Origin of the sequence: Agrobacterium sp. CMT1, assembly GCF_037203725.1 — a bacterium.
Taxonomy (GTDB): Bacteria; Pseudomonadota; Alphaproteobacteria; order Rhizobiales; family Rhizobiaceae; genus Agrobacterium; species Agrobacterium pusense.
In genome coordinates, this window is the sequence record NZ_JBBCAR010000001.1 from 159,626 (window position 1) to 173,714 (window position 14,089).

General features: G+C 60.9%; 19 protein-coding genes and 1 riboswitch. Of the genes, 9 read left to right on the forward strand and 10 right to left on the reverse strand.

All coding sequences use genetic code 11. From position 1 onward, the window contains the following. The first annotated feature begins 108 nt into the window (after positions 1–108). The 3 genes from WA845_RS00915 (at position 109) to WA845_RS00925 (ending at position 2,776) form a co-directional block, all read left to right on the forward strand. Entirely contained in the window at positions 109–1,017 is a 909-nt protein-coding gene (locus WA845_RS00915) for an ABC transporter permease (protein WP_004440601.1), read from the forward strand. Continuing rightward, on the forward strand, positions 1,010–2,113 hold the full coding sequence (locus WA845_RS00920; RefSeq protein WP_004440598.1) for a quaternary amine ABC transporter ATP-binding protein: 1,104 nt from the start codon (positions 1,010–1,012) through the stop codon (positions 2,111–2,113). Before WA845_RS00915 ends, WA845_RS00920 begins: the two co-directional genes overlap by 8 nt. Positions 2,114–2,488: 375 nt before the next feature. Beyond that, complete coding sequence (locus WA845_RS00925; RefSeq protein ID WP_004440595.1) at positions 2,489–2,776, forward strand: hypothetical protein; 288 nt, start codon at positions 2,489–2,491, stop codon at positions 2,774–2,776. A 10-nt stretch (positions 2,777–2,786) separates the two neighbouring features. On the opposite strand, the gene dmeF is transcribed toward WA845_RS00925, so the two are convergent. Beyond that, on the reverse strand, positions 2,787–3,806 hold the full coding sequence (dmeF, locus tag WA845_RS00930) for a CDF family Co(II)/Ni(II) efflux transporter DmeF (RefSeq protein WP_112553458.1): 1,020 nt from the start codon (positions 3,804–3,806) through the stop codon (positions 2,787–2,789). Between the two features lie 20 nt (positions 3,807–3,826). Continuing rightward, positions 3,827–4,099 carry a Ni(II)/Co(II)-sensing transcriptional repressor DmeR gene (gene dmeR / locus WA845_RS00935; RefSeq protein ID WP_003509296.1) on the reverse strand — a complete coding sequence of 91 codons (273 nt, stop codon included), beginning with the start codon at positions 4,097–4,099 and terminating at the stop codon, positions 3,827–3,829. Between the two features lie 129 nt (positions 4,100–4,228). Between dmeR and WA845_RS00940 the strand changes: the two genes are divergently transcribed. From WA845_RS00940 to WA845_RS00960, 5 genes are all read left to right on the forward strand, one after another. Then, positions 4,229–4,576: a hypothetical protein gene (locus WA845_RS00940; RefSeq protein ID WP_337322148.1), complete on the forward strand. Its 348-nt coding sequence runs from the start codon at positions 4,229–4,231 to the stop codon at positions 4,574–4,576. A 60-nt stretch (positions 4,577–4,636) separates the two neighbouring features. Continuing rightward, the gene (locus WA845_RS00945; protein WP_004440587.1) at positions 4,637–5,050 is read left to right on the forward strand and encodes a MerR family transcriptional regulator; all 414 of its coding nucleotides are present in this window, start codon (positions 4,637–4,639) and stop codon (positions 5,048–5,050) included. A 76-nt stretch (positions 5,051–5,126) separates the two neighbouring features. Next, positions 5,127–6,074 (forward strand): prolyl aminopeptidase, encoded by a 948-nt coding sequence (pip, locus tag WA845_RS00950; protein ID WP_112553456.1) that lies wholly within the window; start codon positions 5,127–5,129, stop codon positions 6,072–6,074. A gap of 194 nt (positions 6,075–6,268) precedes the next feature. Then, entirely contained in the window at positions 6,269–6,757 is a 489-nt protein-coding gene (locus tag WA845_RS00955; RefSeq protein ID WP_003509304.1) for a GNAT family N-acetyltransferase, read from the forward strand. Positions 6,758–6,778: 21 nt separating this feature from the next. Beyond that, on the forward strand, positions 6,779–7,345 hold the full coding sequence (locus tag WA845_RS00960; protein ID WP_004440580.1) for a type 1 glutamine amidotransferase family protein: 567 nt from the start codon (positions 6,779–6,781) through the stop codon (positions 7,343–7,345). A 170-nt stretch (positions 7,346–7,515) separates the two neighbouring features. Here WA845_RS00960 and WA845_RS00965 read toward each other — a convergent pair whose 3' ends face one another. The 6 genes from WA845_RS00965 to WA845_RS00990 form a co-directional block, all read right to left on the reverse strand. Beyond that, positions 7,516–7,830: a hypothetical protein gene (locus WA845_RS00965; RefSeq protein WP_112553453.1), complete on the reverse strand. Its 315-nt coding sequence runs from the start codon at positions 7,828–7,830 to the stop codon at positions 7,516–7,518. A gap of 3 nt (positions 7,831–7,833) precedes the next feature. Continuing rightward, positions 7,834–8,547, reverse strand: a complete 714-nt coding sequence (locus WA845_RS00970) for a CbtA family protein (RefSeq protein ID WP_112553451.1) — start codon at positions 8,545–8,547, stop codon at positions 7,834–7,836. A 10-nt stretch (positions 8,548–8,557) separates the two neighbouring features. Next, positions 8,558–8,740 (reverse strand): CbtB domain-containing protein, encoded by a 183-nt coding sequence (locus tag WA845_RS00975; RefSeq protein ID WP_004440573.1) that lies wholly within the window; start codon positions 8,738–8,740, stop codon positions 8,558–8,560. 159 nt (positions 8,741–8,899) lie between these two features. After that, positions 8,900–9,137: riboswitch (cobalamin riboswitch) on the reverse strand. 46 nt (positions 9,138–9,183) lie between these two features. Beyond that, positions 9,184–10,104 carry a c-type cytochrome gene (locus tag WA845_RS00980; protein ID WP_004440571.1) on the reverse strand — a complete coding sequence of 307 codons (921 nt, stop codon included), beginning with the start codon at positions 10,102–10,104 and terminating at the stop codon, positions 9,184–9,186. Between the two features lie 88 nt (positions 10,105–10,192). Further along, positions 10,193–10,627 carry a c-type cytochrome gene (locus WA845_RS00985; protein WP_006700046.1) on the reverse strand — a complete coding sequence of 145 codons (435 nt, stop codon included), beginning with the start codon at positions 10,625–10,627 and terminating at the stop codon, positions 10,193–10,195. 117 nt (positions 10,628–10,744) lie between these two features. Further along, positions 10,745–11,374, reverse strand: coding sequence for a LysE family transporter (locus WA845_RS00990; protein WP_112553615.1), 630 nt, complete (start codon positions 11,372–11,374; stop codon positions 10,745–10,747). A 132-nt stretch (positions 11,375–11,506) separates the two neighbouring features. Here WA845_RS00990 and WA845_RS00995 point away from each other — a divergent pair, with 132 nt between their 5' ends. Next, positions 11,507–12,217 carry an HTH domain-containing protein gene (locus tag WA845_RS00995; protein ID WP_112553449.1) on the forward strand — a complete coding sequence of 237 codons (711 nt, stop codon included), beginning with the start codon at positions 11,507–11,509 and terminating at the stop codon, positions 12,215–12,217. Here the strand turns inward: WA845_RS00995 and WA845_RS01000 are convergent. Continuing rightward, positions 12,206–13,051, reverse strand: coding sequence for a metallophosphoesterase (locus WA845_RS01000; protein WP_112553614.1), 846 nt, complete (start codon positions 13,049–13,051; stop codon positions 12,206–12,208). The two genes, WA845_RS00995 and WA845_RS01000, sit on opposite strands and share 12 nt — an antisense overlap. A 255-nt stretch (positions 13,052–13,306) precedes the next feature. Next, complete coding sequence (locus WA845_RS01005; RefSeq protein ID WP_006700042.1) at positions 13,307–13,909, reverse strand: superoxide dismutase; 603 nt, start codon at positions 13,907–13,909, stop codon at positions 13,307–13,309. Positions 13,910–14,089 lie beyond the last annotated feature (180 nt).

A 14,089-nucleotide genomic window follows, 5' to 3' on the forward strand; every position in this document is an offset into this window, starting at 1 on the left:
CGATCTCCCCCCTTGAGGGGGAGATGTCCGGCAGGACAGAGGGGGGTGCCCGCACGCACCAACCTCCGCCGCACCATTCCCCAACAACCCAAAGGGAAAACAACAATAATGGCCCTCTGCACCTACCTGCCGGACCTGCTCTGCAAGTTCCCGGCAATCGACAACTCCACCATGCGCGTGGCTCGCAAAACCATCGATGACGGGTTTCGCGATATCGTGCGCAATTACGGCGATGCGATCGACGTCGTCGTTCACCCGCTGCAGCTTTTCCTCAATTCCTCGGAGCGTCTGTTCATCCAGACGCCGTGGATCATTACCATGCTGGTCATTCTCGCCATCGTGCATCTGGCCGGACGCAGCTTCAAGATCACAGGCGGCACCGCCATTTCCCTGCTGATGATCGGCGCGGTCGGCCTCTGGCGCGATGCCATGACGACGCTCTCCATCGTCGCCATCGCTACCCTGATCGCCATCGTCATCGGCCTGCCGCTCGGCATTCTGATGGGTCGTTCCGAACGCCTGCAACGCCTCATCAATCCCGTGCTCGACGTGATGCAGACCCTGCCAAGTTTCGTTTATCTCATCCCCGTGGTGGTGATTTTCGGCATCGGCAAGGTTCCGGGCCTGATAGCAGTGGTGATCTATGCCATTCCACCCGTCATTCGCCTGACCAGCCTCGGCATCCGCCTCGTTGATCGCGAAGTGCTGGAAGCGGCAGACGCCTTCGGCTCCTCCAACGGTCAGAAGCTGTTCAACGTGCAGCTGCCGCTGGCGCTGCCGACCATCATGACCGGCATCAACCAGACCATCATGATGGCGCTGGCCATGGTCGTCGTTGCCTCCATGGTCGGTGTCGGCGGGCTTGGCAAGAATGTGCTGCAGGCCATCAACAACCAGTTCTTCACGGTGGGCTTCCTGAACGGTTTCGCTCTGGTCGCCATCGCCATCATGTTCGACCGGGCGAGCCAGGCTTTCGGCAAGCGCCTGCAGAAATACCGCGAGGTCTCCCATGGCTAAAAGCATCGAAATCAGGAATCTTTACAAGATCTTCGGCAAGCATCCCGAGAAGTACCTCGAAGCGGTGCGTAAGGGCATGGACAAGGTCGAGCTGAACGACAGGCACAACCACGTTCTCGGCCTCAACAACATCAACATCACCATGCCGGGCGGCAAGATCACCGTCGTCATGGGGCTGTCAGGCTCCGGCAAATCGACACTGATCCGCCACATCAACCGGCTGATCGACCCGACCGCCGGCGAAGTTCTTTATGACGGCGAGGATATCTGCGGCATGAGCGCCTCGGCGCTCAGGCAATTCCGCCGCCACAAGACGGCGATGGTGTTCCAGAAATTCGGCCTTCTGCCGCATCGCACGGTACTCGAAAACAGCGTCTACGGCCTCGATATCCAGGGCGTGCCGCGCAAGCAAAGCGAGGAAAAGGGCCGTTACTGGCTGGAGCGTGTCGGCCTTGCCGGTTACGAGGATTATTATCCGAACCAGCTTTCCGGCGGCATGCAGCAGCGTGTGGGCCTTGCCCGGGCGCTTGCCAATGACGCCGATATTCTCCTGATGGACGAGGCCTATTCGGCGCTCGATCCACTGATCCGCGTGGATATGCAGACGATGCTGCTCGATCTGCAACAGGAGCTGAAGAAGACCGTTGTGTTCATCACCCATGATCTCGACGAGGCTTTGCGGCTTGGCGACCATATCGCCATCCTGAAAGACGGCGAAGTGGTGCAACAGGGCGACGGCCAGAGCATCATCCTCTCGCCAGCCGATGGTTACGTCACCGACTTCGTGCGCGACGTCAATCGTGGCCGCGTGCTGCAGGCAAACACTGTCATGGAGCCGCTGGAGAGCAAGCCCGAGGGCATGCCGGTCCCCGAGACCGCAACGCTCGAAACCATCGCCCGCGACATGTCGGAAGCCAACGAGACGCAGGCCCATGTGGTGGACGAGGACGGCAAGCCGGTCGGCAGCATCGGGCTTGATACGCTGGTGGCTGCGATGGTGACGCCCGCACCGCAGGAGGTTGAGGCGGAGGTGAAGGCGGAGGAGCCGGAAAAGCTCCAGGAAACGGTTATGTCGGTGGAGAAGGAAACGGCGTAATCCGGTACCGGACGGATTGGCCGCGTCCGCGAGATGTCCTCTTTCCGTCATACCGGCCTTGAGCCGGTATCCAGCCAGCCCAAGTCCTTGGGCTGAAAGGACTCTCTCGCCGCGCAGACGCGCGTCGGCTGGATTCCGGCTCAAGGCCGGAATGACGGGAGTGAGGTATTCACGGCGCCAGAAATTTAAACCGGACTGCAATGCCGCGAGGGACAAAGCTGGCAATTGCCTCCTGCCCCGTCTTCACTATGCCAAAACGAAGCACTACTTCGCCGGCTGTCAACCCTCGACAGTCGCTGCAGCGCAGCAAGCGCAAGTTTCGGACAAGTCGCCGCCGTTAACCATTCGTTAACTTTTGAACGCGGAATCACCGACATGCAGATCGAAAGCAATATTGGCGGATACAACTATCAGGGTCGCATCCGCGACATCGAAAAAGCTGGCAGCGCCCAAAGCGCGCCGGAGGAGCAGGCGGTAAAACGCGGCCCCGGCAACCCCACCGTTTCCAGCACCATTCTTTCCCAGTCGCTGGCCAATGTTCTATGGGCCGTCGGCAACGGCAGCGCGCCGGCCTATCAGGATGCGGCCACCGCCTCCCCCGAGGACAAGGCGGAAGCGCAGGCTGAATGGGTACGCAGCGCCTATTCGGAATATACCGAATAGGCGATTCCAATCAGCCTCTTGCCGGGCTGACTTCCACCGTCACATGCGAGAGTTCATGTATGGCGGCAAGTTTCTGCTTATAAAATGCCGGTGCTTTGGGCGCCTGCGAAAGGATCGCCACGATGGCGGCGTGATGCCCCGGCCCCACCTGCCAGACATGAAGATCGGTAATGCGATCCTCTTCCGTCTCCACGCTTTCACGGATTTCCTGCGACAGATCCTCGGCCGGCGGCAGCGCGTCAAGCAGGGTTGTCGCCGTGGAGCGGATCAGGCCCCATGACCAGCGGGCAATCACCAGGCCGCCAACGATACCCATCAACGGATCAAGGAACGACCAGCCGTTCCACTTGCCGAGCAGCAGCGCGACGATTGCCAGAACCGAGGTCAGCGCATCCGCCAGCACATGCAGATAGGCAGCGCGCAGATTATTGTCCCGGCCGCCCTTTGCCCCGTGCCCGGCATGGTGCCCGGCATGGGACCCGTGATCATGGTGGGCGTGGCTGCCGTGCCCATGGTGGGCATGTGAGCCGTGGGCATGGCCGTGGCCGTGGCCATGATCGTGGTGATGGTCATCCTTCAAAAGCACGGCGCTGAGAAGATTGACGGCAAGGCCGATGATGGCGACGAGGATGGCCTGGTTGAAATCGATCTCGACGGGACTGACGAGGCGCATCCCGCTTTCCACGGCAATCAGCAACGCCACCACCGCCAGCACGATGGCGCTGGCAAAACCCGCGAGATCGCCGAACTTGCCGGTGCCGAAGGTGAAGCGTGGGTTGCGGGCCTCGCGGCGGGCATAGAGATAAGCGAGTGCCGAAATCAGCATCGCGCCCGCATGGGTGGACATGTGCCAGCCATCCGCCGTTAGCGCCATGGAGCCGTACCAGTGACCGGCGACGATTTCCGCCACCATCATCGCCGCGGTCAGTGCGATGACCATCCAGACGCGCCTTTCATTGCGCTCGTGGTTCTGGCCAAGGAAAACATGGTCGTGACCGGCTGCTGCGCGGTATTCGGATGTCGTCGTCATGTCGCTTAATCCTGTCAGTATTACCGGATGTAGGTCTTCAGCACCTGGGCCAGCTCTTCCGCCGCCCGCGCCCGTTCGTCTTCATTTTCGGCATGCACCACGTGCTCGTGCAGATGCTCCTGCATTACCTCCCCCGTCAGGCCCGAAAGCGCGCCGCGTACCGAAGCGAGCAGCTGCAGCACCTCGCCGCAGGGCTTGGCATCATCGAGCGCACGTTCGACCGCTTCCATCTGCCCTTTCAGGCGGCGGATGCGGGCGAGAAGCTTTTCCTTGTTGCGGATGGTATGGGACATGGCCGACCTCATATACTATAGGGGGGTATAGTATATTTCCCATGTTTTTTGCGCAAGTCGTGTGAGACGCAATCCTCGCGAATGTTTCGGGCATTAAAAAACACCCATCAGAACTTAGGGGACTCAGTCATGACGACTATTGCAGCAACCAGCAGCATCAATTTCACCTCTCCTGCCCGGAGCATCGAGCCGGCGCGGAGCAGGGAGACACAGTCCACCACCGTGGCTTTGCAGGAGCTGACGCGGGCGGCCCATCGCGCCATTTCGGTGGCCGGCAATGTCGCCACGTCCGTGGCACCGCTCGCCAGCGCTTCCGCGAGCCTGGCTGCGGCCCTCTGGAACATGGATAGCGGCGCCTCCGCCGCAACCGGCGTCAATGCTGATGTGGCCGCCTCCACACAGCCCGATATGGCAAGCCTCGAATCGCAGGTTCTGAAGGCGCTTGCCCAGGCACTCGGCGTGGAGGACGCCGCCTGACCCCATTGAACGACGGGCCGAAAAGCCATATCTCTAGAGACTGGAGATATGGAGAAAGCCATGCTGTCCATCGGTGAACTGTCCAAACGCACCGGCGTCAAGGTGCCGACGATCCGCTATTACGAGCAGATGGGTCTCATCCGCGAGGCGGATCGTTCGGAGGGCAACCAACGCCGCTACGAAAAATCCGATCTCGAACGGCTGGCCTTCATCCGCCACGCGCGCGATCTCGGCCTGAACATAGACGCCATTCGCGAGTTGATCGCGCTCAGCCAGCACCGGGAAATGCCGTGCGAGGGTGCAGACCGCATCGCCGCCGAACATCTTGCCGATGTGCGGGAAAAAATCGCCAGCCTGAAGAAGCTGGAACACGAACTGGAGCGGATCGTCTCCCATTGCCACGGCCATTCCATCGAGGATTGTTATGTCATCCGCGCGCTTTCCGATCATGGCATGTGCGAGGGGGAGCATTGAGCCGAGAAGAGGCTGACATTCGAATGTCACGTGCACCCGGTAATCGCCTCTTGCCCGCCTGAAAAAAGGACGTCAGATGGCCGAGCTCTTCCCTGAAATCACGCCATCAGACATGATTTTCCTTGATGTTTCCGAGGGCCATCGGCTGCACGTGACGATTGCCGGCAATCCGGCGGGGCGACCTGCGATCCTGCTGCATGGAGGGCCTGGTTCAGGATTGTCATCGACAGCGCGACGCTATTTCGATCCTGCCATTTTCCGCATCGTCCAGTTCGACCAGCGCGGCTGCGGTCAAAGCACGCCAAACGCCGCTGATAGTCTTGAGCATAACACCACGCATCATCTGATCGATGACATTGAGGCCATTCGCTGTGCCCTCGCGGTGGAAGACTGGCTGATCTACGGCAGTTCATGGGGTTCCACGCTGGCCCTCGCTTACGCACAGCGCCACACAGAACATGTTCGCGGCATGGTTCTGGCCGGCGTCACCACCACCCGGCAGAGGGAAATCGACTGGCTGTACAAGGGGCTGGCAATGTTTCTGCCGCAGCAGTGGCAGCGTTTCATCGCCGCGATCCCCGATGACATGTCCAGGCAAGATCCGGTCGGCGCCTATCGCCGGCTTCTGAATGATCCCGATCCCGCCGTGCGCGCAAAGGCCGCCCTAGAGTGGCACCTGTGGGAGGCGGGCTCGATCAGCGCGGAGGGCATTTCGGCCTTTCCGGAGAAATGGCGCGACAGCGCGTATATTCTCGCCCGCGCCCGCCTCTGCGCCCATTATTTCCACCATGAGGCCTGGCTGGATGATGGCGCGCTCCTGCGCAACGCCGGAGACCTCGCCGGTATTCCCGGGATACTCGTTCAGGGCATGCGCGACTTGCAGGGGCCGCCCGTCACCGCTTTCGAACTTGCCGAGGCGTGGCCGGGAAGCGAGCTTGTTACCATCGATGGCGCTGGCCATTCGACGGGCGATGCGGGCATGGAAGACGCAATCCTGTCGGCAATTGCGCGATTTGCAAATTGACCCGCTTGACAGACGGCGGATTCGGGCGCATTTCATTTTCCATGATCAACGAACGCGCACCCATCTCCTGCTCGTATTTTTGGGCCTTCCTCTAAGGGCGGCTCGACAGATCATATTGTCAACAAGCCGCCGTCAGGCGGCTTTGTTGTTTTCAAACGTCCTGACGGCACCGATAAGACCAAAGGACCGAAAAAATGACCGAAGATAGCTCCCTGACACTGGAAAGACCGCCCGTCGTCATCATCCGTGGCGCGCGCAAGACGGATCTGCCCGAACTCAACGAGATGATCACGCTGCTGGCCTCCTACCACGGCGATGCGGCGGCGATCACGCCGGCGAAACTGGAGCGCGACCTGTTCGGCCCGCTGCCCTGGGTGCATGGTCTCGTGGCCGAGGCCGATGGCGCGTTGATCGGTTACGCCCTGCTTCTGCCGCTCTACAGGGCGCAGGAGGGCCGCCGCGGGCTCGAACTGCATCATCTCTTCGTGCGCGACGGTCATCGTGGCCATGGCACCGGCCAGCATCTGGTTTCCCGGGCCCGCGATATCGCCAAGCGTCTCGGCTGCGACTATCTTTCCGTCAGCGCCACGACCGGCAATGTGGCGGCGCATCGTTTCTACGAAAACATGGATTTCGCGCCCCGCCCGGTGACCGGCATGCGCTATATGCAGTCCATCGCCTGATTAAAAAACACGGAGACGACCATGACACGGATCGCCATTGCGCTCGCCCAGGATTTTGCGGACTGGGAGCCGGCGCTGCTTGCCGCCGCGGCGCGCAGCTATCTCGGTGTCGAAATCGTCTATGCCACGCCGGACGGACGGCCGGTAACCTCGATGGGCGGGCTGAAGGTGACGCCGGATACATCCTATGACGCGCTCGATGCCGTTGACATCGATGCGCTGGTCATTCCCGGAGGCCTGAGCTGGGAAAAGGGAACAGCTGCCGATCTCGGCGAACTGGTGCGCCGGTTTCGCGAGAAGAACCGACTGGTGGCCGGCATCTGCGCGGCGGCAAGTGCGCTGGCAGGCACGGGCGTTCTGAACGCCGTTGCCCATACCGGCAATTCGCTGGCTTCGCACAGGGCCTATTCGGCCTATGGCGGCGAGACGCTTTACCGCGACCAGCCGAAAGCGGTCAACGATGGCGGCATCATTACCGCGGCCGGCAGCGCGCCGGTCAGTTTCGCGGTGGAAATTCTGAAAAGCCTCGGCCTCTTTGGTCCGGAAGCCGAGGCCGAACTTCAGGTTTTTGCGGCGGAGCATCGCTGAGGCATAGCCGCCTCGGTTGTTTGCACTCCCCTACTCCCCGTCATTCCGACCTTTAGCCGGAATCCAGCCGACGCGCATCTGCGCGGCGAGATGACTTCTTTCAGCCCAAGGACTTGGGCTGGCTGGATTCCGGATCAGGGCCGGGATGACGGAGGTGAGAACAGCGATGATTATCGCTGATCCAGCACCCGGCACACACGTGCTGTGTGATCGCCGCCCTCCCCGGCAATCGCCCGGCGAATATCGCGGCTGTTCAGATGCAGGCTGCGGCCGGCGGGTAAATTTGCACGTTTGATCTTGGCGAGTGCCGCCGCCACAAAGGCGGCCTGATGGTGTTGGAAAAAGGCACGAGCCGCCTCATCCGCCGGGCTAGGGCCCAGCACCGCCTTGAAGGCGAGACGATGCACGGCGCAGTAAGCGCCGTGACCGGGAACCGTAAAACGCAGCGCATCGAGTTCCTCACTCCAATCCGCTGCGTCCTCCATGACTTAGGCCGACTGGAAGCGCTTGAGGAAAAACGTGCTCAATGTTCCGAGCAAAGCCCAGAAGACGAAGCTCGTAACCGTAGCGGCGACGATGAACTGACGCTCCAGCGGCAGCGGTGCCAGTGCATGTTCGCCTTCCGGCGGCAGGGGCGCACCCACCACATGCGGCGCGACGATCAGCACCAGCGCCAGGACGATGGCCCAGGGTTCGCGACGGAAGGCGATCAGCGCGATGCCGCCGGCTGTTACGGCAACGGTTGCGAGCCACCAGATCTGCCGTGCCTCAAGTGCTGCGGCGGGGCTGCCCGGCAGTTCCGGCGGCAGGCCGATCATCGGGGCGAGCATGACGGCGGCAAATCCGGCAATGCCCCACAAAAGCCCCTCACGCCAGCCGCCATTGGTGCCGCGCAGCGAAATCAGTCCGGTCAGCACCAACGCATAACCGATCGCAGTCAGGACATTGGCGGCAACCGTATAGGCAGTGCGTTCTAAACCATCGGCCGGAGCCCAGGCCTCTTCATTGTGCTCGTGGGCGGGAACCACAGCACCGGGCGCCGTGGCCTCGTGGCTGTGGGCAGCTTCACCGCCCGCGCCCTCATAGGTCTCTGCCTGAAGGATGAGCGGCGTGGTGCCGAAGGCCTGCATGGCTGAAACGGCTAAGCCGCCGAGGATGCCGACGAGAACGGCGGTAAAGACGATATTGCGAAAAGACGACATGACATTCCCCTCAATGGCAGGGGAAGGCATTGGCATGACGCGTGTCATGGGCGGCATTGTGAACGGCTTCCACATGCGAGAAACCGACAAAACCGACAACGAACAGGCCAAGCACGATCGCCGTCAGCGATTGCGCGAAGCTGCCCGTTTTTGCTGAAACGGCTGAATTGGCCGTATTCTGGTGGATGGACATGGTGACCCCTCTCCGGCGCGACCCCGCGCCTCTGGATGCGGTCGAACGGCAAAGCCATGCGACCGCCTGCGATACACTTCACCACGGGGATACGAGACTGACACAGGGGGCATCGATCTCGCCACCCTGACATTCCGCTCTTCCGGACACCCCGCCGGCATGGACATTTCCGTGATGGCAGGTCTCCTGGCTTACGGGTCAAAACCTGAAACACCTTCCCGGCATCACCTCGCCTCAACCGGAAACGCCGGTTCGGTCGAAGGGTCTGCCAGTGGCATTTCGTTTCAGGCTCTCCGCTCACAGTTGCGGGGGCAGCCACGAATGAGGATTTCTCCCTATCGTGTTCCCTTTTCACCTTCCGGAACGCCCGGAAGGAACCATCACAGCGTTGTTATCCGCCGCGTGGGGACGGGAGTCAATGGGCACGCATGCCAACGGGACCCTCAGCGCGCCGGGATCGCCTTCAGATAGGCGGCGATCGCGTCGCGGTCCTCGGCTGTCAGATGCGCCATGTTCTGCTGCACCTTCACCATGGAACCGCCGACACTGTCGAATTCCGGGGTGAAGCCGGTTTCGAGATAGCTCGAAATATCGGCCTCGGCCCAGCTTCCGATGCTTTGCGAGCCGGGGGTAATGTCCGGAATGCGGCCTTCGCCTTCCGGATTGGGGCCGCCGGCCAGCCACTTGCCCTTCAGGAAGCCACCGAGCGCATTGCGCGGCGTGTGGCATTCGCCGCAATGGCCCGGACCTTCCACCAGATATTGGCCACGCAGAAGTTCGGCATTGGCATTGGCCAGCTCGACGCGCGGCGGTGCCGAAGGGTCGAAATACAGGAACTTCCAGCCGCCGAGCGCCATGCGCATGTTGAAGGGGAACGGCAGATCGTGGTCGGGCGCATCGTTCTGGCTCGCCGGCAGGGCCTTCAGATAACCGAAGAGGTCATTGATGTCCTTCTGCGTCATCCGGGCATAAGAGGCATAGGGGAAGGAGGGATAGAGATGTTCGCCGTTCTTTCCCACACCACGCGTCATGGCATCGCCAAATTCCGCCAGCGTCCAGCCGCCGATGCCGTGCTGCGGATCAGACGAAATATTTGGAACATGAAAGGTGCCGAAGGGGCTTTTCAGTGCCTGCCCGCCTGAAAGCGTCAACAGCGCTTCACCCTTAGCATCCGGCGCGGCATGACAGCTTGCGCAGCCGCCCGCCCAGAACAGCGTCTCGCCATTGGCGAGATCCGGCTCACCGAGGCTCACCCAATGGCTGGGCGCCTGGCGCTGCGGCGCGGTCACCCATGCGAAAATCCCGTAGCCCGCAACGGCCGCGACCACGATCCCGCCCACAAGCTTCGTCCAAATGGAAGACATGCCCCTCTCCCCATTCTCCCCTGACAAGGTCAGGTGTCTTTCGTGACGGAAAAACGCCGCCCGGGAGCGGCGTTTCAAACTCGTTCGATTATTTCTTCAGGCGATAGGTCTGGTGGCAGGTGCCGCAATCGGCGCCCAACGTCTGCATGGCGGTGGTTACACCCGCCTGATCGGTGGGGAGATTGGCGAGAATCTTATCCGCATCTGCGCCGAGCTTGGCGGACTTGGCCTTGAAGTCCTCGAAGTTTTCCCAGATCGCGGGCGCTGCCGCGCTGCCGGTCTCGGTGCCGGCGGGGAACTGGTCGGGGAAAGCCTTGGCATTGGTGCTGATGGTCGTCACGGCGGCCTTGACGGCTTCGGCGTCGAAAGGCTTCTGGCCCTTGGAGATGGCGGCGAGCGCTCCCATGGAGCCACCGATCTGCTTCATCATGCCTTCACGTTTTTCGACTTCGCCGGCAGCATAGACCGCTCCGGCGCAAAGACAGCCGAACAGCGTGGCCGCTGCAATTGTTTTCAGTTTCATACACTCTCTCCTTGATTCCGGCGGGCGCCGGACGCTTGATGGAACGCCGCGAGGATGCCCTTTCCACATGGCGAAAAGAAGTCACATTGCGGTGAATTCCATCGTGAAAACAGAAGCCTAAGACAAGGCTTCCCACAATGTGAGAAGTGCTGCGGCGATCAGCATGAAACCGGCGATGCGGCCGATGAAGATCGTGGCGGCGGGAGAGGAAACGAGCCATGCGCGGCTTCTATCCGCCGTCAGCGCAAGCGCGCCATAAACGGTGAACTGCGTTACCGCCACCATCGCACCCAGCACCAGCCCCTGCATCCAGATCGGCCCATAGGCGGGTTTGAGAAACTGTGGGTAGACGGCCATCATGAACAGGTAGGCCTTCGGGTTTGACAGGCAGGTCAACACCGCCCGCCAGAATGCCTTTTTCACCGAAGCGCTTGCCTCAGCCTCATCGCCGTTCACGACAATCGCACTGCGCACCAGGCCGATACCGATCCAGACCATGTAAGCCGCGCCGACGACAAGCAGCGGCAGGAACAGCGACGGCATCCATGCGGCAAGCATGCCGACACCCAGCGCGCCATACAGCGAATGCACGATGCCGCCGGCGCTCATGCCGACGGCGGCGGAAAGGCCGGTTCTCCTGCCACCTGTCAGCGCGCTTGCCAGCACGAAGAGCATGTCCATGCCCGGCAGGATGATGATGCCGAACAGGACAACAAAGAAAAGCCAGAGATTTTCGGCATAAGTCATGTCAGTATCTTTCATACCGGATAGAGGTGCATTCGAGAAACCCATGTTTCTCAATGTATTTTTCCGTTTATAGGGAACGCCAACTGACAGCGTTGTGTCAGTTGCGTGGGAAAATCCATCGGGAAGACGGCAATGCGCAAGGCCTCAAGACTGTTCGAGATCATCCAGATTTTGCGGCTGGCGCGCCGCCCGGTGACCGCGCAGACGATTGCCGGCATGCTGGAGATAACAGTGCGCTCGGTCTATCGCGATATGGCAGCGCTTCAGACCATGCGTGTGCCCATCGCAGGGGAACGCGGCGTGGGGTATATTCTCCGGCCCGGTTTCAACCTGCCGCCACTGATGTTTTCCATCGAGGAAACCGAGGCAATCGTGCTGGCGCTCGCCATGGTCGACCGCACCGGCGATATGGAATTGCGCCGGGCCGCGAAGAAGGCGAGCGACAAGATTGCCGCGTCGCTGCCCGAACCGCTGTCAAAGACCCTTTCCGCCAATGCCCTCCACGCCTGGGGCAGCATCTCGCCGGCACCGGCAGGACTTGATCTCTCGACGGTCAGGCGTGCGGTGCGCGACGAGGAGACGCTGGAAATCATCTATCGCGATGAAGCCGGCGCGGAAACGCGGCGGCGGGTTCGGCCAATCGCGGTGATCTATTATTCCGAAACCGTGAATATTGTCGCCTGGTGCGAGCTGCGGCAGGCGATCCGCAATTTCCGCTCGGACCGGGTGCGTAGCTGCCAGGCGACCGGCAGCTTCTTCAAGCTCGAAGGCGAGAAGCTGCGGCAATTGTGGATGGCCGGCTGGCAGAGCAACCAGCCGGCCATCCCTTACTCACAGCCATAAGAGGCGATCCTCCTCCCGCCCGAAACCGCGAATGGCGATTCGGTCGGCAAAGACATCGGCGATGGCGAAGGTGTTCTGGTCGGGCGTGTCGACCATGCCCTTGAAATTCACGAAATGTGTATTGCCCGATACGCCGTAATTGCCCTCATGGTTATGGCCGTTGAACCATGCGATGGCGCAAGTATGGGCGTTGAGAAGATCAAGGATGCGCGGCGCGTCCCACATGTTATGAGCGTTTTCCGGATAGACAGGGTAGTGGCACAGCACGATGACTCTTTCGCCCGCCGCATCCGCCTTTTGCAGAACCGCCCGCAGCCAGTCGAACTGCTCGTCGCCAAGCGAGGCGTTCCAGTCCTGCGCGTTGATGGCGCCTACTTCCGAGAGGCGCTTCAGCCGCTCGGCAGCAAGGGTGCGACGCGGATCGCCGACCGGTGGGGCGAAAAGGCTGACGTCATTGCCATCAAGCACGGCGAAGCGGATGCCGCCGACGGTAAAATCATGCCAGGCGGCGGCCATGCCGAGGCGGGCGTGGACGCCAGGCAAATGCTCGGCGGCAACGGCGAAATCGTGATTGCCCGGCAGCAGGAGCGAGCGGTGGCGAAGCCGGTCGTAAACGGCAAGAATCGCATCGAAATTTTCAAAACCGCGATCGATGATGTCGCCCAGCGTCACGACGAAGGCCAGATCTTCGCGATTGAAGGCATCCACCGCCTCCGCGAGCTTTTTGGGACTTCCGCGATAATGACGGCCCATCTCGGGACGCGGATCGATATCGGCATATTGGGGATCGGCGACTATGCCGAAGGAGAAGAGAGGAGTTGTTTTTTCAGTCATGATGCGCCGCGATAAACCCGGCGGATGACAGGCTTGTGACACGAGCAGAATATGCTCCAAAGCAAAACACCCGGCCTGAGAGCCGGGTGTTCAATAGGTGGTTCCGCAAGCTTTCCGTCGCCATGCGCGGGCCTGTCCCGGCGCATCTGCTGACATCCCGTTTCAGGGAACATCCGCGGATCCTCGGCACAAGGCCGAGGATGACGTCGCGCAAGAGGTGGCTGCCTCGATCAGCAACCACGCTTGTCGCAAGCCTTACTTGGCAGCAGCTTCGTAACGCTCCAGGACGTAGTCCCAGTTGATGAGGTTATCGACGAAGGCTTCGAGGTACTTCGGACGCAGGTTGCGGTAGTCGATGTAGTAGGAGTGTTCCCAGACGTCGACGCCGAGGATCGGTTCTGCACCGTGAACGAGCGGGTTTTCGCCGTTCGGGGTCTTGGAGATTTCGAGCTTGCCGTTCTTGACGGACAGCCACGCCCAGCCGGAGCCGAACTGCGTGGTGCCGGCTGCGATGAAATCGGCCTTGAACTTGTCGTAACCGCCGAGATCGGAGGCAATAGCCTGCTCGAGCTTGCCCGGCAGCTTGTTGCCGCCGCCGCCCTTCTTCATCCACTTCCAGAAATGAACGTGGTTGTAGTGCTGGGCCGCATTGTTGAAGAGACCGGCATTGGTGCCAAAGGACTTCTTCACGACTTCTTCGAGCGACAGGTCGGAAAGACCGGCTTCAGCTGCAAGCTTGTTGCCGTTGTCGACATATGCCTTGTGGTGCTTGTCGTGATGGAACTCGAGCGTCTCGCGCGACATGTAAGGTGCAAGCGCGTCGTAGTCGTAGGGGAGTTCGGGAAGTTCGAAGGCCATGGTTTTTACTCCTTTTTGCAGGGCGTTACCGCTCCTAGAAACCGTGTGAGCGGACCATAGGAGCGAAGCTCTGTTTGGGCAACCTGTGAATTATCAAAATGTTCCGCCAAAAGAGAAAATTCCTCTCGCGCCAGCCGCCACCATATTTGTTTCACATCGCTGGCGTACCGTTTTCCACCC

Bases quoted from the DNA above. Each gene is read 5' to 3' on its own strand.
- dmeR (WP_003509296.1), bottom strand. From the start codon at position 4,099: ATGTCCCATACCATCCGCAACAAGGAAAAGCTTCTCGCCCGCATCCGC.
- WA845_RS00975 (WP_004440573.1), bottom strand. From the start codon at position 8,740: ATGTCCATCCACCAGAATACGGCCAATTCAGCCGTTTCAGCAAAAACG.
- dmeF (WP_112553458.1), bottom strand. From the start codon at position 3,806: ATGACGACGACATCCGAATACCGCGCAGCAGCCGGTCACGACCATGTT.
- WA845_RS00985 (WP_006700046.1), bottom strand. From the start codon at position 10,627: ATGAAACTGAAAACAATTGCAGCGGCCACGCTGTTCGGCTGTCTTTGC.
- WA845_RS01005 (WP_006700042.1), bottom strand. From the start codon at position 13,909: ATGGCCTTCGAACTTCCCGAACTCCCCTACGACTACGACGCGCTTGCA.
- WA845_RS00970 (WP_112553451.1), bottom strand. From the start codon at position 8,547: ATGTCGTCTTTTCGCAATATCGTCTTTACCGCCGTTCTCGTCGGCATC.
- WA845_RS00925 (WP_004440595.1), top strand. From the start codon at position 2,489: ATGCAGATCGAAAGCAATATTGGCGGATACAACTATCAGGGTCGCATC.
- WA845_RS00915 (WP_004440601.1), top strand. From the start codon at position 109: ATGGCCCTCTGCACCTACCTGCCGGACCTGCTCTGCAAGTTCCCGGCA.
- WA845_RS00995 (WP_112553449.1), top strand. From the start codon at position 11,507: ATGCGCAAGGCCTCAAGACTGTTCGAGATCATCCAGATTTTGCGGCTG.
- WA845_RS00920 (WP_004440598.1), top strand. From the start codon at position 1,010: ATGGCTAAAAGCATCGAAATCAGGAATCTTTACAAGATCTTCGGCAAG.
- WA845_RS00990 (WP_112553615.1), bottom strand. From the start codon at position 11,374: ATGACTTATGCCGAAAATCTCTGGCTTTTCTTTGTTGTCCTGTTCGGC.
- WA845_RS01000 (WP_112553614.1), bottom strand. From the start codon at position 13,051: ATGACTGAAAAAACAACTCCTCTCTTCTCCTTCGGCATAGTCGCCGAT.
- WA845_RS00960 (WP_004440580.1), top strand. From the start codon at position 6,779: ATGACACGGATCGCCATTGCGCTCGCCCAGGATTTTGCGGACTGGGAG.
- WA845_RS00955 (WP_003509304.1), top strand. From the start codon at position 6,269: ATGACCGAAGATAGCTCCCTGACACTGGAAAGACCGCCCGTCGTCATC.
- WA845_RS00940 (WP_337322148.1), top strand. From the start codon at position 4,229: ATGACGACTATTGCAGCAACCAGCAGCATCAATTTCACCTCTCCTGCC.
- pip (WP_112553456.1), top strand. From the start codon at position 5,127: ATGGCCGAGCTCTTCCCTGAAATCACGCCATCAGACATGATTTTCCTT.
- WA845_RS00965 (WP_112553453.1), bottom strand. From the start codon at position 7,830: ATGGAGGACGCAGCGGATTGGAGTGAGGAACTCGATGCGCTGCGTTTT.
- WA845_RS00945 (WP_004440587.1), top strand. From the start codon at position 4,637: ATGCTGTCCATCGGTGAACTGTCCAAACGCACCGGCGTCAAGGTGCCG.
- WA845_RS00980 (WP_004440571.1), bottom strand. From the start codon at position 10,104: ATGTCTTCCATTTGGACGAAGCTTGTGGGCGGGATCGTGGTCGCGGCC.